The sequence below is a fragment of the Candidatus Nitrosocosmicus sp. T genome (assembly GCF_054408485.1).
Genome location: NZ_CP166992.1, coordinates 2,280,997 through 2,306,381 on the forward strand (window position 1 = coordinate 2,280,997; position 25,385 = coordinate 2,306,381).

Genomic DNA, 25,385 nt, shown 5'->3' on the forward strand with positions numbered 1-25,385 from the left:
CAATAAATTTAGGTTCAAGCATATTTAAAATAAAACCTCTATTCACCATTTACGATGTGCCATTTTTACAGACTTTTGATTTTTTTACATGTATTATGATTAACATGACTTTATATTCCAAAACTAAAAGAGGTAATAGAGTAATCTATATACCTATTTTTTGCCACATCAATTATAAAAAAAATTCTACTAGACAAACTCCTTTAGTAAGGAACTCAAATTCAAGTATTTATTGTGAATAATTACATGTAGGGTAGGATGCAATTCAAACTAGCTATGAAACCTAAAGTATCCGTTAAATAAGGAAATCAAAAATCGGATCAAATGGAAGTATAGATTACTAGAATTTTTTTAATAATCACATCATTTCTATTCATTTTGTATTTCATAATATGAACCTTGTCTTTAATTCAAAAAGATTACAGGGTTTACGAAGGATCATCTCAATATATTAAACAATCTTCTATTTCAATAGAATTTATCAATGGTAGGTAAGACTTACATATCTCCATGTAACACATCATAGAATTGAATAAATCTATTGTACATGTCGTTCCTCACAGTCATTATGATGCTATTTGGATTTTCAGTAAGGAAGAAAATTTTGATATTAATTGTAACTTTATTATAAAAAAAGCTATTGAAATTTTAAAAAATGAAAAAGACTTTAAATTTATTATTGAACAGACATATCTCTTAGAAAATATTGAAACAAGTTATCCAGAACTATTTTCAGAAATTAAAGGATTCATCAAAGATGGGCGAATAGAAATTGCAGGAGGAGAATATCTCATGTCAGATGTGATGCTACCCTCAGGTGAGGTATTGATAAGAGAAATTCTAGAAGGCAAAAATTATGTAAAGGAGAAGTTCGAAAAAGACGTTATAGTCGCCTGGGGTGCAGATGAATTCGGTTATAATGCACAGTGGCCACAAATACTAAAGGAAAGTGGTTACAAGTACTTCGCATTCAGAAGGGGCGTAACAGAGCCACTGGTATCTGAATTCTATTGGAAAGGTATTGACGGTACATCTATTCTATCGCACTGGATGCCTTTAGGTTACCGAGCCGGATTAGATCTATCACTTTTACATGAAACTTTTGAGCAACTTAGAAGACAATCATCTACAAGACATGTTCTTATGCCTTCCGGCAGTGGATCTACACCTCCCCAGCCAGAGTTATGTGACACACTCAACAAGTATAATGAATCTGCCAAAAGTATCATTGAAAATCCACTAATGAAGGTATCGACTCCCTCAGAATTCTTTGAGGCATTAGAACAAGAAATAGAAGAGAAAAGCATCCACATGTCTATCAAAAAAGGGGAAATGTATTCTGGAAAAGCATCATTCGTATTCCCAGATAGTACCTCAACAAGATCATGGATCAAACAAGGTTTCAAAGAATTTGAAACCTATTTACTCATGCTTGAAAGATGGAATTCGATACTTCATTTGATATCAAAAGAAAATGATCATGCTGATGACCTTAAAAATTACTGGAAGCAAGCATTATTTTTTGCAATGCATGACTCTTTACCTGGTACTGGTATTGACGCAGTATATGATGAGATGAGGTCAACATTTGATAAATTAGAGAATACATTAAAAAAATCATATCTTGAATGTATTACTAAAATATCCAAAATACTATTCAGACAGGACAATAAGGCTCATCACATCCTAGTATTCAACTCTGTGTCATGGGACATAAAAGAATGGGTAGAAGCAAAAATCAACTTTGATATTGATGAGGCAATTGAGATAATGGAACTTAGAACTGTGAATAGTAGCGAAATAGTGGATATAGAAATATTAGATTTAGAATTACATGAAAAAGATCGAGGAATAAAAAGTGTCCAAATAGGGTTCATCGCAAGAATTCCTTCTCTTGGTTTTTCCGCATATGAAATAATATTCAGGAAGAAGGAAAAAGGTAAAAATAACAATATGGATCAATCGCCCCTGCTTGCATATCCAAGATCCTATGAGACAAGATTTACTTTTGACGATTTCACACTAGAAATTGACGCGGAAACTGGCATATTTACATTGATGAAAGCTGATCGCCTTTATTTCATTGGCAATGAAGTCCGTATAGAAGAGGAACTAGGAGACTTGTACTATCATAAAGATGTAACTGGAATAATAAAATCAGAAAGTGGTGAAGGTATACCATTTGGAGTATTCAAAAAAGAAAAATATAGTGTTTTGAATGGGAAGATCAGAACTAAAATAGTGTTTCAGAATAAATACTATGCCATTCGTTGGCCATATCGACTTAATGAAAAATTACCTACAATTATTTACCAACATAGTTTCTTGACAGTGAGAAAAGAGATATCGATTTACAAAGGATTGTCACGAATAGACTGTACAACATACATAGAAAATAATCATCCTCATGTGCGAATTAGGGTCAAGTTTGATGTTCCATTTAAAGGATACACTTACTGGACCGGTACACAATTTGGCGCTATCCAAAGACCAACTAATTTATTTTACTTAAACAAAGATCCTGATGTACTAAAGAAATGGAAAGAAATACCCAGTGGTACATTTCCTTCAATAGAATGGATAGACTTTTCCAACAAAGAACAAGATATGGGCGTCACCCTTGCTCATTTTGGAATACCTTCACATGAAATTAGAGACAATAGCATATACCTCACATTATTAAGAGGAGTAGAAACACTTTCTGCAGATGGGACCAAGGGTCCATGTATTGCGACTCCTGATGCGGCAGAAAAGAGACCCTATACATTCAAATATTCGCTAATTCCCCACAATGGAGATTGGCGCGATGCATCAAGTTATAAAGAAGGCATCGCTTTCAATATGAAACCTACTGCAATTCATCTCTCAAAAAAAGGTCACCAAATTTGGAATGACAAATCAAGCGAGCATGATCCTGCAGGCACCTTACTGGATACAAACCTACCTAATGGTTTCTCATTTTTGTCTATATCACCAAAGAATGTAATTCTAAGTACACTCAAAACTCCACAGGATTCTAGTTTTAAAAGCGACTCCAAAGGAGTCATACTACGGTTATATGAAACGGAAGGTAAAACAGTTACTGCAGATATAAATTTCCAGTATCCTATAAAGTCTGCAGCATATGTGGACCTTATGGAGGATATCAAAGATAACACAGTTGAAGCGATTACGGTTTCTGGTCCAAGCAAAAACATTCTTAGCTTACCTATCAAGGGTTTTAAAATAATCACTTTAAGAATAGAATTTGATTTCTATGGCCAAATTTAAACAAACGATGATTTCTTATAGTCCCTATTCCCCTATTCACTACAGGAGCGGTTCCTTCTACCTACATACTAAAATATAGGAACGATTAAAAAATAATCTGGATCATTGAATAATCGCTCCTGTCAATAATATCATATTAAAAATGTAAATCAACTGATATCTTGACCTCACAATTGTCGTTATTCTGATGGACTTCAATTTGCAAAAAATAAAGCCGTAACGTACTCCAGTGATTGGAGATCATATTCGAAATAATTTAGAAATAAGAGTCGTTTGTTTGATCACTACATCAACTAGGATCATAGATATATAGCCGTCTTTTTATCTAAAAATGAACATATATGAAATTACTAATTTTGGCTGCAATTTTCCTTTTGATTGGCACAATATGCTTTGCTCAGTCAAAAGCAAATGCTCAGGAAGGAGGATTTACAATTACAATTAACCCAGGTGCGACCAATAGTGATAGTCTAAACCCTATAAACCCAGCTAATATTACAATACCAGTAGGGGCTACTGTTATTTGGCTTAACAAAGATTCAGCTTATCATCAAATAGTATCCGGCACTCCTGAGGAAGGTCCAACAAATGTCTTCTATGGAGATTTTTTTGGTACGAATGAGGCTTACAATAGGACTTTTGATTCAGCAGGTGAAATCGATTATTACGATCCTATATGGACAAACATTAGGGGACAGATTACAACAGTAAATGAGAACAATACAGGATCAGGGTTTGTTACTACTAGTAATTCTACTAGTAGTAATTTCACAACAAGTAACGATGCGAACACAGTAAATGGAACGTCCTTGATTAACGAACCTCCGCAGTCAGATAATGTTAACACAGCCAATGTTAGAAGTTCAAATTCAAATCAAGTTCAATCAGGAATAACCGGAGAGAATACCCAATCATTTACTACTGAGCAACAACAACCAATCCAAGAACCAGTACAACAACAACCAATCCAAGAACCAGTACAACAACAACCAATCCAAGAACCAGTACAACAACAACCAATCCAAGAACCAGTACAACAACAACCAATCCAAGAACCAGTACAACAAATCGTACAGGACCAGTTTCAAATTCCACAACATGATACCATTGATAGTTTTAAAGCAAATGGAAAAATTAATTCCTTCATTGTAACATCATCAAGTGCATGGAATGCAACTGGAGATTGGAATATGATAGTAGAAAATGGTGAAATGATAAATTTCGTCACCAACATGGCATGGTTTAATGGTACTACAGGTCATACTCACGATTTTCTGAATTTTGATTCAAGCGGAGAAATTGAACTACCTGCTGACAATATAGTAACCATAGATGGGGAAATTGACGTAGCTTCTAATGGAGTAATATCCTGGGATGGCGTCGAATCAACAATTAATATCGGAGGTGGTGGCAAGATCATAACTATATCAGTAGATCATGAAGCTACCGATCATCATTTTGCTGGACAACCAATAGTTGGAACAGTTACCTCACTGACACCTTGCTCAGACAGTCCAGGAGCTAGTATGGAAATATTACCCACTTGTAGTTAGTACAAAAAAAAGAGGATGTTAGCATGTACTGATTCATCAATCAATTAACATTCTTTTTTAATAAAATCGGAATTTCTGAAAAATAAATATCTAATTTGTTTAATATGTATCAGCTAAATCCGCTGAAACTAAATGTAACTAATTTCTACATAGATATATATCACTTGAATTTCGGCATCAAGATTGGAAAAATTTGACTAACAAATTCTAATATAGCGGTATTCTTCATTGGATTAGAAAAAATACTAATTAATATTAAATAATTATCATAATAATTATTAATATATATTTCATTTATAAAAATACCTCATATGATTGATAATTGTAATGAAAGTATGGATTTTTTATAGACTTTATCCATTTAATAGTTATGAAATAGAAAGTGAATGGCAAACTACCACTAGTAAATCAATTCAATTCAGTGTCGGTATATAGTTTCTTTGAATGCAAAGATGAGCCAAGATGTTGTGTGATGCAAAGTGTAAGCCTCGATTGCAACTTGCATTTACAAATTCATCTAGTGAATTACAGTAATCAGGAGAACCCTCTGGAGGCAGGTAGAGTATCGAACACCATCCTTTTATTGAAGAACTCGTATGTGATTCAAGAAGTATATCCCTATTTGATAATGAAAGTAAGATGTGTGGATACTAATTAAATCATTATTCATTTCTTTGTTTTTTTTTGTTTAAAAGAATTTGAGATATTAGCTTGCTGATAATATATGATGAATTATTTTAGATCTGCAGGCAAAAATACGTATACAGCATTTACGGCATGGCATGATCCTAGTAATCAAACGATTAACTAAGATGTTAGCAATTATCACCTTTCATCCAATCATCATTTTGAGTGGTCGGAATATATCCAAAAATGAAACACAAAAATTATTTTGAATAAATAGTAATGCAGATTTGAAAGATAACCAACCGTTAACTTACGCCTACAATATTTTTTCCTCTGAATAGAGAAGGTCTACTGTTTGAGCATAATATTGTACAGCAGATATCAAAAAAGAAACTAAAATAGTGAAATTTAAGAGGAATAGGAATAAGAATAAGAATAAGAAGTAATTTCGATGTAGGATTACTATCTATTTTTTACTGCCTCTATCTGTCCATTATTAGCTTTTACAACTACTTTCTTAAAATCAGGATCGCCCCCTTCAGGCGTTATGAAGATTGATGCAAATGGTCCCATATTTCCTAAAGGTTGAATTGGATCATTATCAAATTGAACAGTAACGTTATTGATAGAATTGAAATTATTGTTACTTAATTTAACGCTTATTGTCTCCACAGGACCTCCTCTTTGGATTATTTCGATATTCAAGCCTGATGTTGAAAAATATACGAATAAGACAACCGCTGCAACCACTGCAAATCCAACAAATATTATTCTGCGTATTATTTTTAAAATATTTCGCTTTTTGCCCGATCTACCATTTTCAGGAGACCTTCCATCATCCCAACGTCCCATAACTTATTTGATAAATATTATTCACGCAAATAAGTGTTCTATACATAAATGATATAGATCTCAACAAACGTTTTTCTTGGTCCGGTAATTAGGTTTTACCTTTCCTATGATGATTACGAATCATACGAACTAAAGCGAAATGTCAAAATCTTATTTCTAATTATCTGATAATTCCATCACATTGATAATTTACTGTATCTGCTTAAAAGGCGACTTTGAAGAATATTAAAGAAAATAAAAGTTAATATGTATCCATTTGATAATCTTAAATTTTTTGTTTTATCTTTATATCCAGAGCAAAAAAAATAAAGTTTATTGGTTTTGTAAATCAATCTATTTAATTTCCACATTAAGAAGTTCCATTTCCAATTGGACTGGTTTTAACTTTGAATACCCCCACCATATTAATTAGTTCTGACAATTTGCCGCCAGATATGTCAACAGAATCGTCCCCCTCCCCTCCCCCGTATTCTCAAAAACTGCCATCCTTATAGTAATCTTCAATTGCTTCGAATTTATATGGATCAACATCCATTGGGTTTCCATCATTGAATGCCTATTGAGCCGTCCCGTGGATATAAGCGATGTTACTATTCCTCAATACGGATGTGGAGTTTACTACTGCAACTACCGAGTTCACTCCATAGAGAGTAGCATTACCTCTAAATTGGTCCGAGGCATTTTTAGAGACAGTAAACTTCTCAAATTATATAGTATATCCCAAATCAAGGTTAGAATGATACAAAGATGAATTATATTTTTACAATCTGCAAATGTTAGCTTTTTCACTAATAGAGCTATTCGACAATGTAACGCTAACTAATCCGAGCCCAAAAATAATCAATGTAAATTATTATATACTGAATGCAGATTTTTTCATTATCGTAGAGGAAACATTCTAGACTAATGACCGTTTCTTTTTTTCTTTCTCTTAAAGAATTTGAAAAATTAGTCTTCTAGAATGTATTATAGCATGGTGTATTATTATCCGCAAATAAGATACAAGAAATCAGCCGATATTGTATATTTACCCATCTCTCGGGGTATAAACATCCGCACGATGAACAAGTTTTGATATACTTATACACGTTCATTTTTTTTTTTGATGCTATTCGTTTAAAGAATCTCTTGATCCAAACTCATTCTTAAATCCATATAGACTAGCCAGTCTTTTTACATCATTGTTGGTTATTTTACATGACTGATGGGCAAGTTTTAAACAATAAGGATATCCCTTGATACTGTGATAACATAAACCATCAACTAGATTTTGAATTTCGGTTTGGGTAATATCAGGTCTATTTATAATTTCAATCTTTATTAGCGGAACATATGCAGTAAGCCTTGCATATATTTCCATTACATTTAAAGTATCAGAGATAAAGTTATTTTTACTAGCAAGACTAAATCCGGTCTTGTAGCCCAATTTATTATAATAATAAATATCGGCGGCTCTTGAGCCATATTCACTGAACTGATTCTTTGATGTAGAATTTTTTGAAACAAATAAAACATCACTCTTTTGATAACTATCAAAGAGGGACTGAACGTTTTCTCTATAAGATACATTTTTGTTATGAATTAAATTGGATATTATTGACCCATCAACACAGACATGATCTGGTTTTTGATCCAATACAGATTTAACTAGATCGATTTCCATTTTCATAGCTCTAGCACTTAGAGAGTCGCCTGTAATGTTAGAAATCCCGTAATCCCATCTTGATCCTAACACATTATTATGTGAGCTAACTGAGACGCTATCAATAACAAACAGATCGATTCCCTGAAAGGATTTTTTATTCCAGCTGCTATCAATACCCACACTATAGACCGGTTTTTTTATTGGTTCATACTCCACCCACTTTGCAGAGGCAATCTTTAGAAGATCGTTATATTCATCTCCATGGATGGATGAAAGCTTTTTTTCCTTATTTTTGATAGCATCTAGATAAAGATCTGGCAACACTATACTCTACTTAATTCAAGCACTAAATTTATTTATTATTCATCTTGAACAAAACGGAGAATCAAAGGCTGGGAAAATACTATTTTTTGTGTCAATGCAGTCATAGTTTAATCACGGAGATGGACTTGAGGGATTCGGGGTTTTCGACTAATAAAAGGTCATCATTCGAAATATCAATATCTAAGAGTTTTTTACGCATCAATCTTCTTAATATCTTCCCCGATCGATTCTTGGGAAGGTCATTAACAAAATAAATGGCTTTAGGAAGTAGAAATTTTCCAATTTTGCTTATCAATAGTTTTTCAAGATCCTGCTTTATTGAAGAGTTTGTCTGGTTTGTTATATCAACATTATTTAAAACACAGAAAACACATACAGATTCACCACTTAACTCGTCCGGGATGCCAACAACGGCGGACTCAACGATTCCTGAATAGCTTGTTAACACTTCTTCAATTTCACTAGGGTCAATCCTGTGTCCGGAAATTTTCATGACATCATCTACCCTTCCAGATATGTACCACATATTTTGTGAATCCGTTCGCACCTTATCGCCATGATTCCAAATATTGGGAAATTTCGACCAATATGTATACAGGTATCTTTCATCATCATTCAATAAGCCTTTAGTCATACCAGGCCATGGATTCCTAATTACGAGATATCCATCATTAACAGATTTACCTTGCTCATTTAAGATATCAACATCCAACCCTGGTACAGGTATACCTACTGATGTAGGTACATTGTCCAGGAATGGAAGCATGCTAAGAATTGCGCCTCCTATTTCAGTGCCACCTGACAAATTTATGATAGGACAACGATTGTTCCCAATTTTAGAAAAATACCAATCCCATGCTCCCTTATTTAATCGCTCTCCTGTGGAAACCAGTAGTCTAAGAGAAGAAAAGTGAAACTTTGAAAAATCAATATTATTTCTCATGAATTGTCTTATCGCCGTCGGGGCAGCTCCAAATATTGTAACATGCAGGTCATCAATTTGTTTTGCCCAATAATCCACATAAGGAAAGTCCAATGTATCTTCAAAAATGACAGCAGTTGATCCTATTATAGGAGATCCATATATTATCCATGTTTGACCAGTAATCCAACCTAGATCAGCATACCAAAAGATAATATCAGTAGATTTGAGGTCTATCAAGTAGGATGATTGATGAGCGGAAAGAATAGAAAATCCTCCGTGTGTCTGAATAGTACCCTTTGGTTTTCCTGTCGTTCCGGAAGTGTATAAAATAAACAATGGATCACCAGAATCCATTAACTCTGATTCGAATTTACTGTTTGAATCATATCTGTTAAATGCCTCATTATAGATTCGTTTAAAGGAAAACACTCCATCATTAAAGGTATTATCGAAAACAGATTCTCCTGTTTCTGACACAATTATTTTTTTTACAAAAGTATTGGATAATACATCTTCCCAATGTGATCTTAAATTAATTACTCTACCCCTTCTATGAAAAAAATCACTAGTAATTAAGTATGAAGAATTTGAATCAACAAGTCTCTGTTCAAGCGCGGTCTTGCCAAAACCTGAGAAAATAGGGACGTGAACCGCTCCTAATTTTGAAATCGCATAAATCGCTACAAATGACTCCATTCTCATAGGAAGATAAATTCCTACTACGTCACCCTTCTTAACTCCGATATCTTGTAAGGCATGGGCAAATACGTTTACCCTTAATTCCAGCTCCTTAAAGGTGAGCTTCTCCTTTATTCCATCAGGGTTTACAAAAATAAACGCAGTCTTAAATGGATGTTTATTAAGATTACTTTGAATAACATTATTAATAATATTACATTTTCCTCCAACAAACCATTCGCACCAAGGTAATCCTTTTTGCACATCAACTACCTTTTTGAATGGCTCACTCCATTGAATGCCAAGGTCATCATTGACAGCCCTCCAATACCATTCAACATTATCAATAGATTTCAGCAATAAATCCTCTAAGGTATCAATATTATTTCTCTCCATAAATTGAATTAAATTATTATCCTTTGTCCATTCCGATTTAGAGGAACTTATGGAATAGAAAGGTACCTTTAGTTTTTTAACCATCTATATTTTAATCGTTTAGAATGCTTTTCAGATATATTATTCTATTTTTATCGTGAATTTGACTGCCTTTAATTAAGTGGTGAAATTAACTGAGTGGATATTGAAAGTTGAAAGTATGTTCTCTCACTTGTGCCTCGCTGCCCCTATTCAATGTATAAAAATAAGTTCCGTTTACATCGTACGCTCTTGAAGTAGTAGAGGAACTAGAATTATCTGTCGTTGCACTCAGTATTTTTCCTTGAGAATCAAAAAGTGAAGTTCCATCTTCGGTTAAGGGTTCTCTATCACGAAGGGCTATTGACTGATTTCCTATTATTGTATACACTGATTCAAGAGAATCTACAAAACCCTCTGTTCTAGATCCTACATCTCCAGAACTTATCCTTACATTATTAAGATAAACATTATAGGTAACAGTTTCAAGGATTGCAGCCCCCTTATTTGGATTATATACATTGAAGACAGTTTCCAATTGAGATTCATTATTTACTTGTACAACTTTCACCGAATCAACTGATAAAGATAAATTCTGGCTGTTGAGTTGCTGAGGAGTTAGTTCTGTCTTTTCTGGAGAACCAGATGCCAAAGATTGATTTGGCAGAGTGGATATATTATTTGTACCATTGACTTCTGATTCAGGATTATTATTTGATTTTGAATTTTGAGATAAAAACCCTATGTTAAACAAGTAAAAAACTACTCCAATAATTATTATACCTAAACCAACTGCATATATAACCCTCGTATTCATAAATATGAGAATTTAATATTTGATCCTATAAAATGGTTTAGAAAAAATTTTAAGAATGAAATTACGTAGTGTTATAAATTATACCAAATGACGTCTTTAACACATCAAAAAGGGAAATGGGATGCGAAAAATTATCACAAAGTTTCTTCCATACAAGAAACCTGGGCAATAGAACTATTATCTCAAAGAAAATGGAAGGGAAATGAGGTATTAGTAGATGCAGGATGTGGAACTGGAAGGGTTACTAAAATCATTTCAAACATTTTGAAAGAGGGTAAAATCTATGCTATCGATCTGGATCATAACATGATTGAAAACGCAAAGTTAAATCTAAAGGATCAAGAAAATGTAATATTTATCAAATCCGATTTATCCACCGTAGAACTACCAGAACCAGTAGACATTATCTTTTCTAATGCAGTAATACATTGGATAAAAGATCATTACAGTCTATTTAGCAACTTTTTGAAACTACTAAAGAAATCCGGAGAAATATTAATTCAATGTGGTGGTAAAGGAAATCTAAGAACAGTCCAGCCAATATTAGATTTGACAAGAAAAAGCAATGCGTTCAAAGGCTATTTTCAGGATTGGGAAGATCCGTGGAATTTTCCTTCAGCCGAGGAGACATATTCAATGATGGAAAGAGTGGGGTTTAAAAAAATTGAAACTGGTCAAACAAAAAAAATGGCGAAATTTTCAAGTTTTGAAGAATATAAACTGTTCATAAAAACTATGATATTGAAACCATATTTATCATATTTGCCTCCTGATTACAATAATCAAATCATAGATTCTTTTATAGATTGTTTCTTTAAATATTATAAGAGGAGCATCAAAAGGATTAACCAAAGTCCCTAATGACTATAATATTGATTACACAAGACTAAACATTCGTGCCTTCAAGTGAACTCCTAGAGATAAACACAACTGATTGGTGGAAGATATTGTCCCGGGCGTCAAAGAATAAAATGATTAAAACCTTTGTAAAAATGAACACAAATGTCAAATAAAATATAATCTAGTTGGTAGTTTGGGTTAAATCAAATGTAAATAGGTAAACGAAGAGTAATCAAAGGGCAATGGGAGTGTCATTTTGCAAATAGCTTCTAATAGGGGAAATAATTTTGTCCAAGTATCTGACAGTTGCCTCCTTTAAATCCATTGGATGTATCTTGTCTTGTTCGTAATCATTTTTGAGATCATTGTACGAATAGTATGATATGTTCCCTCCATATTTTTGTGGGCGCTCCAATACAAATTCATCGAAACGATGGAATAATACATAGTTAATGATCTCCAAGACTGGATTGTTCAATGAGATCTTCGTGGGACAATAAGCTTTTTTTATTTTTCTATAAATCTCATCGTGAGTATCATGAATTAATATACTACTAGATGGATTACTCTTGCTCATTTTACTAAAAATTTTATTATCATCATCTGATGAGCCATCATCTGGTTCCGCAGTGGTACTGGTAGGAATAGGTTCAGATAGACCAGGTAATAAATGATGATGAACGGAAATAGGCACCTTCCAACCTAACTTTGGAAAAACTTCTCTCACCAACATATGAATCTTGCGTTGATCGGTTCCTGCATGAACAATATCCAAATCCATGGCTTTGATATCCACAGATTGCATAGAAGGATAAAGAAGTTGCGAAAAATCAAGTGAATCTTTCTCTGTTCTTCCCATAATGGTTAATGATCTCAATGTTCTAGCAAGCGTAATTTGCTTTGAAAAAAGTACAAAATTTTTCCAATAATCATCGGTCTCCTCATAAAGCTTGGTCCCGTGAATAATGTTAACTCCAGGACAAAAAAATTTGAATGCTTTTTCATAATAATCCGAAATTTTTGAAATTAATTCCCAATCACTATTTAGTTTGTTATTAATATAAGTATGCCAATCAGCTAGAAATACATTAGCTTGGACGCCGGCCTTGATAAAATCATTGATCTTAAAACCTGTAATTATAAGGCTACCTAAATGTAATTTTCCGGAAATTTCCAATCCTATATAATGTCTAGGAGTTGTTTTGGTCTCAAACAATGTAGCCAATTCATTTGGTGCCACTATTTCTTCTGTTGGAGGCATCTCTATTAATCGAATCTTTTCTTCAACGTCCATTGTAAAATTTTAGTATAGAGATTATTATAAATTGTATAATTTAACAAACTTTATTGAACAAGACCAAATCAGGTTAGGGGTAAAAGTTGTACTAATCTTTTAACTTGTCAACTTTTATACTGTTGAGCTTCCTTGGAAAAACATAAGAATCAGATTCTGGCAAAGAGAAAATAGAATCAGAGATTGTAGAAGTATTTTTTCTAGTACTTTCAATTGCAAAAAATGGCTCGCAATTTACTTTAATGAATTTCTTCCTGTTACGATATTTTTTATCCATTTTAAAATAAAGATAATATTCCACCACTCCTTCCCGAATCCCAGTAGGACATACCAATAAATTGTCAAACTTTTGTTTATTCATCAATGTTTTTATGATAAAACTACCGGTCGTTATTGTTTTTGCTCTTTCGGGGTCGATGGATCTTAAATTTGACAATTCATCGTCAGACAGTCCTTGAAAAATAGTATTTGCAAGAGCTATCACTCTTTTATCAAGTACTGAGTGACCATGATAAACAGAGGGGGCTAAATTTATTATTTTTGACATAAACTTGTAAATCGCTCTACTCGTTCCGCCTATTGCAACCAGTTTTGTATCTGACGGCCTTTCCAAACTCAATTGATCAGTTGAGGGGATATTTTTAATCAATGATTTTTCTAATCCTTTATAGCGGAAATTGGGCCAGCGCTTCCTCTCCTCAATAACACTATTACGGTTTACGAATTCTTCAGCTAGTCTCAAAACACCCATATCCAAACAAATTGTTTTTATTATCTTAAAATCTTGAACATGTATCAGTTCAAGGCTACCACCACCGAGATCAAAGAATATGCCATTAGGGATATGCATATAGGATTGAGCTCCCAAATATGAAAAGAACCCTTCTTCTGGGCCGGATAAAATATTAAATAGAAATCCAGTATTGTCTTTTAAGGTATCCACTACGAATTTCTGGTTAGTTGCATCTCTTACTGCACTAGTAGCTATTGGAATAACTATACCTACATGCTTTTCTTTCAAATCTTTTTTAAAACTATCGAGTGCTTGGATTGTTCGATCAATATGTCTATCAGATATGATGTTGTCATTACTATTCAATTCTGAACCGATTTGAACGTAATCCTGTTTTTGATACTGTTTCTTGTAATGCCCATTTTTATAAATATTGTATGTAGAAATTTTTATAGAATTATAACCAAGATCTATTATAGCAAGACTTTCCTTTTTCCCAGAATCTATGGACTCATAATACAACTATAGTAAAAACTACTAAAAAGAAGTTTATTTAATTTTTGTTTATAGGCTATGCATAAAAGCTATGAGTAAAACCCCCAGAGGAAAATAAAACAATACGGATGGAAAGGTAGGTTATCATCGGTATTGAGAAAGCGTAACCTTTTCCCCGGGTTTCATATCTCTCTGAGTTTTTATCTTTTTAACAGCATCTTCGAAATGCTTCATAGTAACATGTGCCTCCGTTGCATGTTTTGCAGCGTCTTCAGGATTACTATATTTTTGAAGATACTCATGTAACACGAGTGAAACCGCCGTATTTGCAACTGCAGACATATCTGCTCCGCTAAACCCATCAGTGAGTTCAGCAATCCTCTGTAAATTGACATCACCTGTTAATGGTTTTTCTTTTGCATATATTTCCAAGATCTTTAACCTTGTACTTATATCTGGTTTTGGAACAAAGACTATCTTGTCGAATCTCCCTGGTCTTAGTAATGCGCTGTCAATCATATCCAGACGATTAGTTGCTGCTATTATAACTACACCGTTTAATTCTTGAATTCCATCCATTTCTGTTAGTAGTTGAGAAACCATCCGTTCAGTGCCAGCATTAACACCTTCCATTCCCCTGATAGGAGCAATGGAATCTATTTCATCAAAGAAAACAACACATGGTGCGGCTTGTCTTGCACGTCGGAAAATTTCCCGAACCCCTCTTTCAGACTCTCCTATCCATTTTGACAATAATTCTGGTCCTTTCACACTGATGAAATTGGCTTCGGATTCTGTAGCAACTGCCTTGGCAAGCATTGTTTTTCCGGTACCAGATGGACCGTGCATCAGGATTCCTTTAGGTACAGAGTGACCCAGTTTGGTATAAAGGTCAGGATACCTTAATGGCCATTCTACTGCTTCTTGTAGTTCTCGTTTAACTTCATCTAATCCACCTATATCATTCCACTCAACATCAGGAGATTCTAGATAAACTTCTCTCATGGCAGAAGGCATTACTTCTTTAAGGGCATTTTCAAAGTCAGACATGCATATAATTAATTTTTCAAGTGTCTCGGGTGGAATTTTCTCATCTTCCAAGTTAAGTTCGGGTAACAATCGTCGAAGACATTTCATTGCAGCTTCCTTACAGAGATATTCCAAATCTGCACCAACAAAACCATGACTTACAGATGCTATCTTTTCTTGATTTACATCTGATTCTAACGGCATATTTCTTGTATGAATTTGTAGAATTTCCAATCTACCACGCTTATCAGGGACTTTGATTTCAATCTCCCGGTCAAATCGACCAGGTCTTCTTAGAGCTGGATCGATAGCATTGGGTCTATTTGTGGCAGCAATAACTATAACTTTACCTCTTGCTTCTAATCCATCCATCAAAGATAATAACTGAGATACAACTCTTCGTTCAACTTCTCCCGTTACTTCTTCTCTCTTTGGAGTTATAGAGTCTATTTCATCTATAAATATTATAGAAGGAGCCTTTTCCTTGGTTTCTTTAAATATCTCACGCAGTCTTGCTTCAGATTCACCGTAGAATTTGCTCATTATTTCTGGACCAGAGATACTGATAAAGTGTGCATTACTCTCATTGGCCACTGCTTTTGCCAACAAGGTTTTACCGGTACCTGGAGGTCCATACAACAACACTCCCTTTGGTGCTTCTATACCCAGTTTTTCAAATATTTCGGGATGTCGTAATGGCAGTTCTATCATTTCACGAACTTTTTGAATTTCTTCTTTTAAGCCACCAATATCTTCGTATGTTACTTGTGGTACTCCACGGAGAGTTTCTCCACGTTCAGCTATATGAAATACAGTTTTTTGAGTAACTAAAACGGCATCAACACCGGGGCCAGGTGTGACACCAATGACTTGAAATGTAAGTCTACCGCCAAAATATGGTACCATCACATTGTCACCTTTGATTAATGGTACACTTTCAAGAGCATCAGCTAAATATCGTTCATCAATTGGAGGAATAGCTTCTAATGGTGCAACAATGACTTTTTCTGCAGGAACAGCTTTAATCTTTCTAACAATTACAGTGTCTCCAATAGCTACACCCGCATTATTCCTAACCAGACCATCAACTCTGATTATACCCTTACCTTCGTCCGAAGGATACAGAGGTAAGCATTTTGCAACTGTTTTACGTTTACCTCTAATTTCCACGACATCACCTGTAGACGCGCTTAAAGCATCCATAGAATCATAATCAATTCTAGCAACACCACGGCCAACATCTCGTGTATAAGCTTCAAGCACCTTTAAAGAAAGAGTATTACTCTGAGACATGATTACTACTTAATATTTGATAACATACTACTTATACACTTTTGTAAAACAAACTCTAGCGTAATCAGGTATTTTATGGTTCATTATAATAATATCGAGAAAAGAGGTAAAACCTAAATGTACTAAAGAAATTATAATGATGCTCTGATGAAATAGTCTACCGGTTAAACTCAAATTAGCAATCTATTATCTTACGAGACCAACAATAGGTATATTCACAAACTCGTTGAATAAAGGCGTTTGACTGTCGAAATTAATAAACAAGATTCTATTGTCGATAACTGATATCGTCACACCAACACCCTTAAAGTTATTTGTCTCATCGGAAATAGTCGCATTCTTTGACTTCATTTCTTGAACAACATCTATCTTACCGGAATACGTTACATCTTCATTCTGTTGCTGTACAGAATTCCCCACAAAATTCGATAAATGATAGGAGGTTGTATTGCCTATGTCGTTATTATTATTAGTTAATTGTGTACTACCGTTGTTATTGTTGTTGTTTGCAGTAGTATCATTTTCAGAGGTAATAGTTTCAGACAAGTTATAATAAACAGGCTGTTTTATAAAACTGGCATTAAAGTCCTTTGAACCATTATCCTTAGTGGTTAAAGACCAGTTACCGAATAGACTGTTTATTATAACACCACTATCTTGATTATATTCTGAACCCGCAATTGTGCCATTTAGATCAGCCTTAGGAGATCCAGAATTAACGTTGTTAGTAGAGGTAGTAGTAGTTGTTCCATCATCGCAGGTATTTTTGGTCGTACTGGTTGTTTTACCATTTTCATTAGTTTGCGACTGAATTGAGATGTTATTATTACAATTGTTGTCATTATTGCTAGATTCAATGGTTGATTGAATGTTATCCTGAGTCTGTTTCATGAAATCATCAAGATTTAATTGCGCATTTACAGTATTAAAATTAAAAGCAAGAGGAGCTGAAACCATTAAAATAGGTATTAGAAGGACAATGAAACTGGATTTATTTACTTTTATATCAAAATTACTATTATTTTGTAATATATTAAAACGATAGACTTTTTCACTAGACATTAATAATTCATACTTTCTATATGCAAAACACGATTTATGTTTTACTGAATAAAAGATAGGGATTTATATTAGTTCATTTTCTTATATAAAATAATTATAAATGATTTTAACAGTATTTAAGACTCTTAGATATTCTCCTCGCATCTAAAACGAATGATCGATTAATGAAGCAATCATCACCAGACATTGATAAACTTGCAGGAATGGAATACTACTCTACAGAATTTGATGGAATAGGCGGAACTATAAAGAAAAATGCTGAGGATTTTCATGTGCAAGAAATAATAAATAACATTTTCTTAGAACAGATCTCCCCTGATCAGACTTCAAACAATGTTTTCCCAGTTTATGAAATAAAAAAAAAGGAGTGGATTCAAGTCATGCGATCTTAATTTTGAGAAAAAAAACCGGCCTTGATCTAAAAATAGTTGGTATAAAAGACGCAAAGGCCGCCACAATTCAATACGCCAGCAGCAATACAAGGAAAGCAGTAAAAAATATTGATCTTGGAAAAATAAAACTAACACTGGTTGGTTTCTCAAGAAAACCAATTGAAAAGAACAATTTGGTTGGAAACATATTTCAAATAAGAATTGCTGAACCAAAAAGGGACAAAGTAGATAATATTTTACAATTTTTGAGCGATATTAATAGATTGGGCAACTATTATGGATTACAAAGATTTGGAAGTGAAAGGTTGGTGACTCATTTAGTCGGGAAAGCCATTCTTGAAAGAAAATTTGATAAGGCAACTGAGATTTTAATGACTTATACCACAAACTATGATTCAAAATTCAGTCGGGAAATCAGGGAAAAATTGAGTGACATTAAAAGTAATCCAAATTTAATACGAGAAATCCCCCCTGGAATGGATATAGAGAAAAATCTAGCTCAGGCAATATTAAGGGGAAAAGACTCTATTTCAGCCTTAAGAACAATCCCCATTAATATCAGAAGGCTATTTGTTCAAGCATTTCAGGCATTTCTTTTTAATAAGACCTTAAGCATTGCTATTAGGGATGACTTCTCACTCACCAAACCTGAAGAAAATGATCTCTGTTTTGATGTATTTGGAGATGATTTGACCTTTGGAAAAATTCGCAAATATGAAAAAGGAAAACCTACTGACAGCAGAGTTAAGAGATTGCCCATTATTAGGTTACCAGGATATTCTTTCCAACCGGGAAAGAATAGATTTGACAAGATCATAAAGGAATTCATGAAACAAGAAAATTTAAACGCCAAAGATTTTTTTATTAAGGAAATGCAGGAATTAAGTGAATCAGGTGGTTTTAGGCAAGCTTGTTATGTATGTAAAAACTTCAAATATAAAAAAGAAGAAAATTCCTTATTGGTAGGATTCTCTGTGCCTAAAGGATCTTATGCCACCGTTTTGTTAAGAGAACTAATTAAACCAGTCAATCCTATTGAGTCAGGTTTTTAAATGAATTCGAAAATGAAGTATCTGACGATTTTACAAAAAAAAGAGGTCAATAAATAGACATAATTATGACCATGCGTCTAAATACATAAACAAGTGAGTGTGATAAGATTCCAGCCAAGAATGATTTACAACTATTCAAAGCATTCATAACAATAGGAATATTAGTTATATTATTCGGTTTGGCCTTTATAATTATTGATATAGTTGTGAATGAATTTACCGAAGGTTTGAGAGAAATAGGAATTAGATTCTTAATAGTAGGAATGGTAACGATAGCAATAGCTTTTGTCTATAGACATCACGTAGTAATCGGATTCATACTTAGACAATTTAAAAATAAATTGACAAATCAGGACAGATTTTCAAAATGGTACAAGCCATAAACAAAATGTATACTTTGAATATTATTTGATTATCAATTATTATCATGATGGTCTAATCCGCCATATTTGAATTCAAATCAAGACTCAAAACAAACAATTAAAAAGATAAATTCTTACAAGTTGAGTAGCTATTTGGTAATTGAAGAAATAAGGTATGATTTTAAAGAACATCCTGAGCAATTTCGGAGCTACTTTACAAAGATCATGAAGTTGATAATAATATCCAAACTAAATTGTCTTGAAAGGAACCTCACATCTTTGAAATATTTTAATGAAATAGTAGATAGGATTGAAGGTTGTGATATTCACAAGATAAAGTATGGCAAGCCAATGATATTTACTAAATTCTTAGGTTATGAATTCAATTATCATACAGTAAGAGTAAAGATAAAGATTATTGACAAATATACAATAGACATATCATTAGAGTCTATCATCTCAGATTTTGTGGAAACATTCGACAAGCTAAGTGCTGATACGAATGTAATTAACTGGAATATAAATAAGTATTCAACAAGTGGAACTAAATTAGAAGATGATCAAGAGAAGAATTCGCAAGACGAGCCAAATTTTCATTTGATGGAGAAGGAAACCAAGTTAACTTTCTATCTGTTGGATTCATTTATCCAGGCTATATATATTTTGATGACCCAATCAGCCGTGGATACTAATAGTCTAGGTGGTCGAGTAATTGAGATCAAAGATATATCGGTTTCAAGAAAAATTCTTAATATTGAAATGCTAGTGGATGAAAAAACTGTGATTTTAGATTTGCTCCCAAAGTCTAAAAATGGCGTGGTGATTTCAATAGATAATGATGAAAAAATTGGAGAGACTATCAAAACTGTGATGTTACAAAATAACTTCAACTGAGGTTTCACGCGTTTTAGTACGATTCATAAGCTTCATACTCCACCCCTGTCTAACAATGCAGCTAGAAAAAGTATACCGATAGATAAACCAACCGTTAAACGACCCAATAAAATTATTTTATTTCTTAAAGATGAAAAATATTTATCTGGGACTTCTCTTTGCATGATACTAATTTCAACATTCTTGTTTAGAATTAAAATGTGAATAACATAAACAATTATCATTATACATACTAGTATGATTTTAGCCAGAAGAATATATCCATATGTAGATTCAAACAAATAATAAGGCTGCTCCAAAAACGATCGAGCATTATATACTCCAGTAATAATTAGTAAGATTAATGAAGTCCCACCCAGGTAGTTGAATCGACGTCCTACTACAACCATGAATGAAATTCTCTTATTGACATCTGGTATAGTCTTCTTAAGAAAAGGTGCCAAAACAATCCCTAGAAAAATAGATCCACCTACCCATATTGAAGAAAAAACCAGATGAATCCATGTAACTAATGGATCGAGAATAAACATTGGATAGTGTCTTATTCCTATCCCATAATATATTATTATAAACAAAGTTTTTTAATACCAATACTTTACAGATTAATTCGATAGAATATTGTTTTTAAGTAGACGCAGATTAGTATTAATAGGAACAGCTACGGTTATCGTAGGAGTCATTGTATTATTACCTTTAATTTTAACAATAACCTTACCTGATTTAAGTGCAATCGACATAATAATAAAGAATATAGAATTAGAAGACATTTCTGAAGATAATATTGCTACCCTAAAGATAGTATTCAATATAAAGAATCCAACAGGTCAAGCGCTAACTACATCAAAAATTGATTATGAATTAACTGCTAACGGAGAATCTATTGGGGAATATACAAAGTCATATATTGACATCCCTGTTAATGGTAGACCCCAACTGTTGTCAAATACAGATACAAACATTACTTCAGTGATAGAAGTTCCGGTTCTTAATGAAAAAATTAGGACGGATTTAAGGAATAATAATCAATCACTGCAAATTATTGAATGGACTGCTGATGGAAATGCAATAATAGAGTCAGGATTTAGCTCAGCTCCCAAAATATTTAATGCAACATGGTAAAGTCTATCCAAACATGCTATTTTTTAGTTTGAGTCGAATAAAAATAAAGTATGACTTTTAAAGTAAATCTCGTTCGGATGATGGCTCTTCCTGAGTTAGTATAAATTTATCAAAAGAAGTTACAATCCATTCTTCGATGATTTGACATTTAGCAGGGCTGTATTGATTAGATTCGTCCTCATTTGAACAAAGATGTTGATAGGAACAACAAAGACAAGGTGCACCTTCAACCATACTTACATCAATAGGTTTTTGTTCTTCCGCATCAATAGAAATAGTCTTTTTCACGACTAATTTATACGTCCATCGGCCCCGATAAAGTGCTTTTTCTCGTGTTATTAATGACTGTTTTTCCAAATTTCCTACCAGTCTTGAACCATCTCTACTATCTAGTGAGAAAAGTTTACATAATTCGGTTTGAAAAACACCCTCTTCACCACTTCCTGTGATAGCGTCGAATACTTTATCGATGAGATCATTTTTAGAACGAACAGATAATTTTGAACCAATAATTTCAGATGACAAAACATATTATAAACAACAAAATGATATAAATGTCTTTATAACAAAATGACACCACAATGTAAAAGGGACAGATGGCAAAACACAAAATTACATCTTCAGATAATACTGATAATATAACCTTGCCTATTGGATGAATTTATTAAGAAAAGTATAAATTCAAATATTGTGTTGACAGGATAATGCTTCTTTTTAATTTTCAGGAAAAGTTGCAAAAAAGCCAGTATGTACGAAATCATAGCACAATTAATAACCAGATACACATAAAATAGATAATCTGACAGAAATAGCAAACTAAATTCAAATCCAGACATTATTTGAATAAAAAAAAGAACTTTTTATTTTTAACTGATACATTGATCCACATATTTATTCTATCAATTTATGGATGCATCCCCGAACTTTCTTCAGAATATACCGAGATGATAATTTCAACAAGTTCATAAGTACATAATAGATATACTGATTAGCCCCTAATTGGTTTAAAATAGCCTGATAGATATAGTATAGACAAAAGAAGACTACTGAAAACAAGATGAAGTAAAAAGATAATTGGCAATTTGGAAGAACTGCACTATACCCTACTCAAAAAAATAGAAAGATTAGATAAACAACATACAAGACATTGAAATCTATCCGATATATATATAAGAAAAATTCGAAAAGAAAGAATGAAAAATATAGATGACAAATAAATCATATCTCAGTATTGATAATGAAAAAAATTTATTTTAATTCTATGAAAAATGTATTACATAATATTTCATAAAGAATAAAATTAAGATAATCTTTTACGGACTTATGATATCCTGGTGGTCCTGCACAGGAGCGGGTCTGTACGCATTTCACTCATGTAAATTTTTTCTCGTTGTTTTTAGAAAATCTTTAGTTAAATTTGAAACTGCAGAAATATCTTGTCCTCTCATCTGATTTACCATTTTCTCAAAATTTTGATTACTATATTCATTTGGTATATTTTGCATGCGAACCTTAAGTGAAGAAATTATCTGATTGTGTATCTGTTCGAGTTCGGACGGATTCTTCTTTGGTACTGGATTTAAATCAGCTGGCCCAACAGTATAGCTTAGACCAATTTTCTTAATGTTATTATTTACAAAATCCATACAATAACTAGATCAAACATCTAATAAAAGTATTTTTTTATTGATTTTCATGAACCAATGTATTGAAGGTATAATCGTGCTTATCCATTTAGCAGAGCCCAGATTGTCCTTATGGTAATATGGTAATAATAAAAAGATAATAGCGCGAAAAAGAGATTCTTAATTCACCCCTCGTTGATCAATTGCTAAAAATAAAGACAAAAAAATGGCTCCACTAATCATCAACTCATGGAAATATCTCTAATTATAATCACTATTATTAAAGATGTTACTAAATTCTATTGATTAAGAAGACAGTATGATATTATATCATAATAGATTAGCTAATGATCTAAAGTATAGAAGATCTGGTTATTCTGAAACTCAATTGGATATCAAAAGTAACAGTTGGCTATTCCTATTTGCCTATTTGCCATTTATAATCTTATTATAATAATTATGATCGATTCTTATCATTTTTCCGGTCTCCGTCAACTCGATTAGTTCGTCAAAAAATTGACTGCTTTGATTATATGTTTCAGTACCAAAAGGATGCAACCAGAACCTTCGCCTCATCAATGGATGATTTTGATCCTTAGGATTAATATATTCCATGATAGGGCCAAATTGCAGTACATATTTTCCAAACCAAAATCCAAGTCCCACATTATGTACTATTTTGGGATACTTTACTAGGATATTATCCATATCCGAAAGATTCACATAAAATAAATTTACATTATTTTCGGAATGCCATTTTATAAAAAGTAAGGAACTGTTTTGGTTTACTCGAATATCTTCATCTAGTTTTTCTTTTTCCATAATCAAAAACCTATAATTTTTCTTATTCAAAGTAGAATCTTTTATTCGCCTCAAAGATTTTTCTTGATGACTTATGAGATTTAAAGGATCATTATTTTGTAAATCCCAGTACTCTCCTGGAGGTAAGTAGGTTGCGGAAATATAATCCTGACCATTTTCAAATAAAACCCTATATATCAAGCCTGTGGAAAGTAATCCAATTTCTAACCCCTTTGAAGGGTTGGTTAATTCTTTGAATTTATTTAAAATAGTTACAAACCTTGCTTCGCAAAAATTTTGGATAGGAGCCACAAAGTTATCAGCAAATTTTTCATATTGAATCAAGGGCTTGAGATCTATACTAAATTCGATATCAGAATTATTCCCATATTCATCATTTTTATAAAATGAGTATACATTTTCTAATTCATTGTGGTGTTTTAGCATGATCTTACCTTTGTCGTATAATGTCAGGCCAAATTTATTCTTGTCAAACAAATAATCGTTCTTTACTTTTTGATAAGCATAATCAGTTAATAATATTTGATTAGGCCTTGCTATATCCATTATTCTTCTTGCAAGAACTAACTCATGACCCCAAGGTGCAAATTCAGTATGAACACCATCTTGGAAGGAAAGAAAGGATCCAAACCCGATTCCTATCCGTATAAAAACTTGTTCTTTATTTTCTACAGATGTATTAAACTGTTTTATATTTTTGTGGATATAAATTGAAAGCTCTAGTGGATGATCATATTTTGAGAAAACGATTAACATTCCATCTCCTGTGAATGACTTGTATATTTCAGGATGCTCATGAGTTTCGAGAAACCTAGAAATTAAATCTTTGATTCGATTTATCTTTTTTAATTGACTTGATATGGATAAATTAGGATCAGAAGAGCCAACAATATCGATAAAAAAATACCATCCATCATCTATACTCTGGTTAAGGTCATTTCTATTCATATTTCCGATTATAGTTAATTTGTTTGGCGATTCCAATTTATAACTGTTAAACAATGAAAGTTAAGAAATTTAATTATGATTCCAAAAAATAGATTTGAAAAAAGGCAGTCAAAATAAAGGTAACAAAAAATATGTATGAAGAATAATTTCTTGGAAATATAATCAATAGGTTAAAACATCCACAATATTGTCCAAGTCGAATACTGCTCTTTATTTCCATCTATTTTTATGGAAAATAAACTATTAACCCGTTTGGATACATCTAGTATGGCAAATTAACATGAAAAAACAGTTTATCAGAAAGAGCATGTGTTTCAATT

At 32.8% G+C, this 25,385-nt stretch carries 18 protein-coding genes and 1 pseudogene; 7 read left to right on the plus strand and 12 right to left on the minus strand.

The annotated features are described in order from the left end of the window. The first annotated feature begins 528 nt into the window (after positions 1-528). The gene (locus AB0A59_RS11610; RefSeq protein WP_458743961.1) at positions 529-3,270 is read left to right on the plus strand and encodes a glycoside hydrolase family 38 N-terminal domain-containing protein; all 2,742 of its coding nucleotides are present in this window, start codon (positions 529-531) and stop codon (positions 3,268-3,270) included. A 341-nt stretch (positions 3,271-3,611) separates the two neighbouring features. Continuing rightward, the gene (locus tag AB0A59_RS11615) at positions 3,612-4,823 is read left to right on the plus strand and encodes a cupredoxin domain-containing protein (RefSeq protein ID WP_458743963.1); all 1,212 of its coding nucleotides are present in this window, start codon (positions 3,612-3,614) and stop codon (positions 4,821-4,823) included. A gap of 1,089 nt (positions 4,824-5,912) precedes the next feature. Here the strand turns inward: AB0A59_RS11615 and AB0A59_RS11620 are convergent. From AB0A59_RS11620 to AB0A59_RS11635, 4 genes are all read right to left on the minus strand, one after another. Next, positions 5,913-6,302 carry a hypothetical protein gene (locus AB0A59_RS11620; protein ID WP_458743965.1) on the minus strand — a complete coding sequence of 130 codons (390 nt, stop codon included), beginning with the start codon at positions 6,300-6,302 and terminating at the stop codon, positions 5,913-5,915. 1,108 nt (positions 6,303-7,410) lie between these two features. Continuing rightward, entirely contained in the window at positions 7,411-8,268 is an 858-nt protein-coding gene (locus AB0A59_RS11625; RefSeq protein WP_458743966.1) for a DNA double-strand break repair nuclease NurA, read from the minus strand. 103 nt (positions 8,269-8,371) lie between these two features. Next, positions 8,372-10,354: an AMP-binding protein gene (locus tag AB0A59_RS11630; RefSeq protein WP_458743968.1), complete on the minus strand. Its 1,983-nt coding sequence runs from the start codon at positions 10,352-10,354 to the stop codon at positions 8,372-8,374. Positions 10,355-10,439: 85 nt separating this feature from the next. Next, the gene (locus AB0A59_RS11635; protein WP_458743970.1) at positions 10,440-11,105 is read right to left on the minus strand and encodes a hypothetical protein; all 666 of its coding nucleotides are present in this window, start codon (positions 11,103-11,105) and stop codon (positions 10,440-10,442) included. A gap of 87 nt (positions 11,106-11,192) precedes the next feature. On the opposite strand from AB0A59_RS11635, the gene AB0A59_RS11640 reads away from it, so the two are divergent. After that, positions 11,193-11,966: a class I SAM-dependent methyltransferase gene (locus tag AB0A59_RS11640; RefSeq protein WP_458743971.1), complete on the plus strand. Its 774-nt coding sequence runs from the start codon at positions 11,193-11,195 to the stop codon at positions 11,964-11,966. Between the two features lie 211 nt (positions 11,967-12,177). Here the strand turns inward: AB0A59_RS11640 and AB0A59_RS11645 are convergent, their stop codons facing one another. The 4 genes from AB0A59_RS11645 to AB0A59_RS11660 form a co-directional block, all read right to left on the minus strand. Beyond that, positions 12,178-13,239, minus strand: a complete 1,062-nt coding sequence (locus AB0A59_RS11645) for a tyrosine--tRNA ligase (RefSeq protein ID WP_458743973.1) — start codon at positions 13,237-13,239, stop codon at positions 12,178-12,180. 91 nt (positions 13,240-13,330) lie between these two features. Further along, positions 13,331-14,494 carry a Ppx/GppA phosphatase family protein gene (locus tag AB0A59_RS11650; RefSeq protein ID WP_458743974.1) on the minus strand — a complete coding sequence of 388 codons (1,164 nt, stop codon included), beginning with the start codon at positions 14,492-14,494 and terminating at the stop codon, positions 13,331-13,333. A 117-nt stretch (positions 14,495-14,611) separates the two neighbouring features. Next, positions 14,612-16,789, minus strand: a complete 2,178-nt coding sequence (locus tag AB0A59_RS11655; RefSeq protein WP_458743976.1) for a CDC48 family AAA ATPase — start codon at positions 16,787-16,789, stop codon at positions 14,612-14,614. A gap of 186 nt (positions 16,790-16,975) precedes the next feature. After that, positions 16,976-17,851, minus strand: coding sequence for a hypothetical protein (locus AB0A59_RS11660; protein WP_458743977.1), 876 nt, complete (start codon positions 17,849-17,851; stop codon positions 16,976-16,978). Positions 17,852-18,054: 203 nt separating this feature from the next. Here AB0A59_RS11660 and truD point away from each other — a divergent pair. From truD to AB0A59_RS11675, 3 genes and pseudogenes are all read left to right on the plus strand, one after another. Then, positions 18,055-19,295: pseudogene (gene truD / locus AB0A59_RS11665) on the plus strand (tRNA pseudouridine(13) synthase TruD). Positions 19,296-19,501: 206 nt separating this feature from the next. Continuing rightward, complete coding sequence (locus AB0A59_RS11670; protein ID WP_458743979.1) at positions 19,502-19,678, plus strand: hypothetical protein; 177 nt, start codon at positions 19,502-19,504, stop codon at positions 19,676-19,678. 66 nt (positions 19,679-19,744) lie between these two features. Then, positions 19,745-20,551, plus strand: a complete 807-nt coding sequence (locus AB0A59_RS11675; RefSeq protein ID WP_458743981.1) for a hypothetical protein — start codon at positions 19,745-19,747, stop codon at positions 20,549-20,551. Between the two features lie 32 nt (positions 20,552-20,583). Here the strand turns inward: AB0A59_RS11675 and AB0A59_RS11680 are convergent, their stop codons facing one another. After that, positions 20,584-21,081, minus strand: a complete 498-nt coding sequence (locus AB0A59_RS11680; RefSeq protein WP_458743983.1) for a DUF4149 domain-containing protein — start codon at positions 21,079-21,081, stop codon at positions 20,584-20,586. Positions 21,082-21,169: 88 nt separating this feature from the next. On the opposite strand from AB0A59_RS11680, the gene AB0A59_RS11685 reads away from it, so the two are divergent. Then, entirely contained in the window at positions 21,170-21,670 is a 501-nt protein-coding gene (locus AB0A59_RS11685; RefSeq protein ID WP_458743984.1) for a hypothetical protein, read from the plus strand. A 57-nt stretch (positions 21,671-21,727) separates the two neighbouring features. Here AB0A59_RS11685 and AB0A59_RS11690 read toward each other — a convergent pair whose 3' ends face one another. From AB0A59_RS11690 to AB0A59_RS11700, 3 genes are all read right to left on the minus strand, one after another. Beyond that, on the minus strand, positions 21,728-22,195 hold the full coding sequence (locus tag AB0A59_RS11690; protein ID WP_458743985.1) for a MarR family transcriptional regulator: 468 nt from the start codon (positions 22,193-22,195) through the stop codon (positions 21,728-21,730). Between the two features lie 842 nt (positions 22,196-23,037). Continuing rightward, the gene (locus AB0A59_RS11695) at positions 23,038-23,316 is read right to left on the minus strand and encodes a hypothetical protein (protein WP_458743987.1); all 279 of its coding nucleotides are present in this window, start codon (positions 23,314-23,316) and stop codon (positions 23,038-23,040) included. 405 nt (positions 23,317-23,721) lie between these two features. Next, positions 23,722-25,101 (minus strand): adenylate/guanylate cyclase domain-containing protein, encoded by a 1,380-nt coding sequence (locus AB0A59_RS11700; protein ID WP_458743989.1) that lies wholly within the window; start codon positions 25,099-25,101, stop codon positions 23,722-23,724. Between the last annotated feature and the right edge of the window lie 284 nt (positions 25,102-25,385).

Bases quoted from the DNA above. Each gene is read 5' to 3' on its own strand.
- AB0A59_RS11615 (WP_458743963.1), top strand. From the start codon at position 3,612: ATGAAATTACTAATTTTGGCTGCAATTTTCCTTTTGATTGGCACAATA.
- AB0A59_RS11620 (WP_458743965.1), bottom strand. From the start codon at position 6,302: ATGGGACGTTGGGATGATGGAAGGTCTCCTGAAAATGGTAGATCGGGC.
- AB0A59_RS11630 (WP_458743968.1), bottom strand. From the start codon at position 10,354: ATGGTTAAAAAACTAAAGGTACCTTTCTATTCCATAAGTTCCTCTAAA.
- AB0A59_RS11635 (WP_458743970.1), bottom strand. From the start codon at position 11,105: ATGAATACGAGGGTTATATATGCAGTTGGTTTAGGTATAATAATTATT.
- AB0A59_RS11640 (WP_458743971.1), top strand. From the start codon at position 11,193: ATGACGTCTTTAACACATCAAAAAGGGAAATGGGATGCGAAAAATTAT.
- AB0A59_RS11645 (WP_458743973.1), bottom strand. From the start codon at position 13,239: ATGGACGTTGAAGAAAAGATTCGATTAATAGAGATGCCTCCAACAGAA.
- AB0A59_RS11655 (WP_458743976.1), bottom strand. From the start codon at position 16,789: ATGTCTCAGAGTAATACTCTTTCTTTAAAGGTGCTTGAAGCTTATACA.
- AB0A59_RS11660 (WP_458743977.1), bottom strand. From the start codon at position 17,851: ATGTCTAGTGAAAAAGTCTATCGTTTTAATATATTACAAAATAATAGT.
- AB0A59_RS11680 (WP_458743983.1), bottom strand. From the start codon at position 21,081: ATGTTTATTCTCGATCCATTAGTTACATGGATTCATCTGGTTTTTTCT.
- AB0A59_RS11695 (WP_458743987.1), bottom strand. From the start codon at position 23,316: ATGGATTTTGTAAATAATAACATTAAGAAAATTGGTCTAAGCTATACT.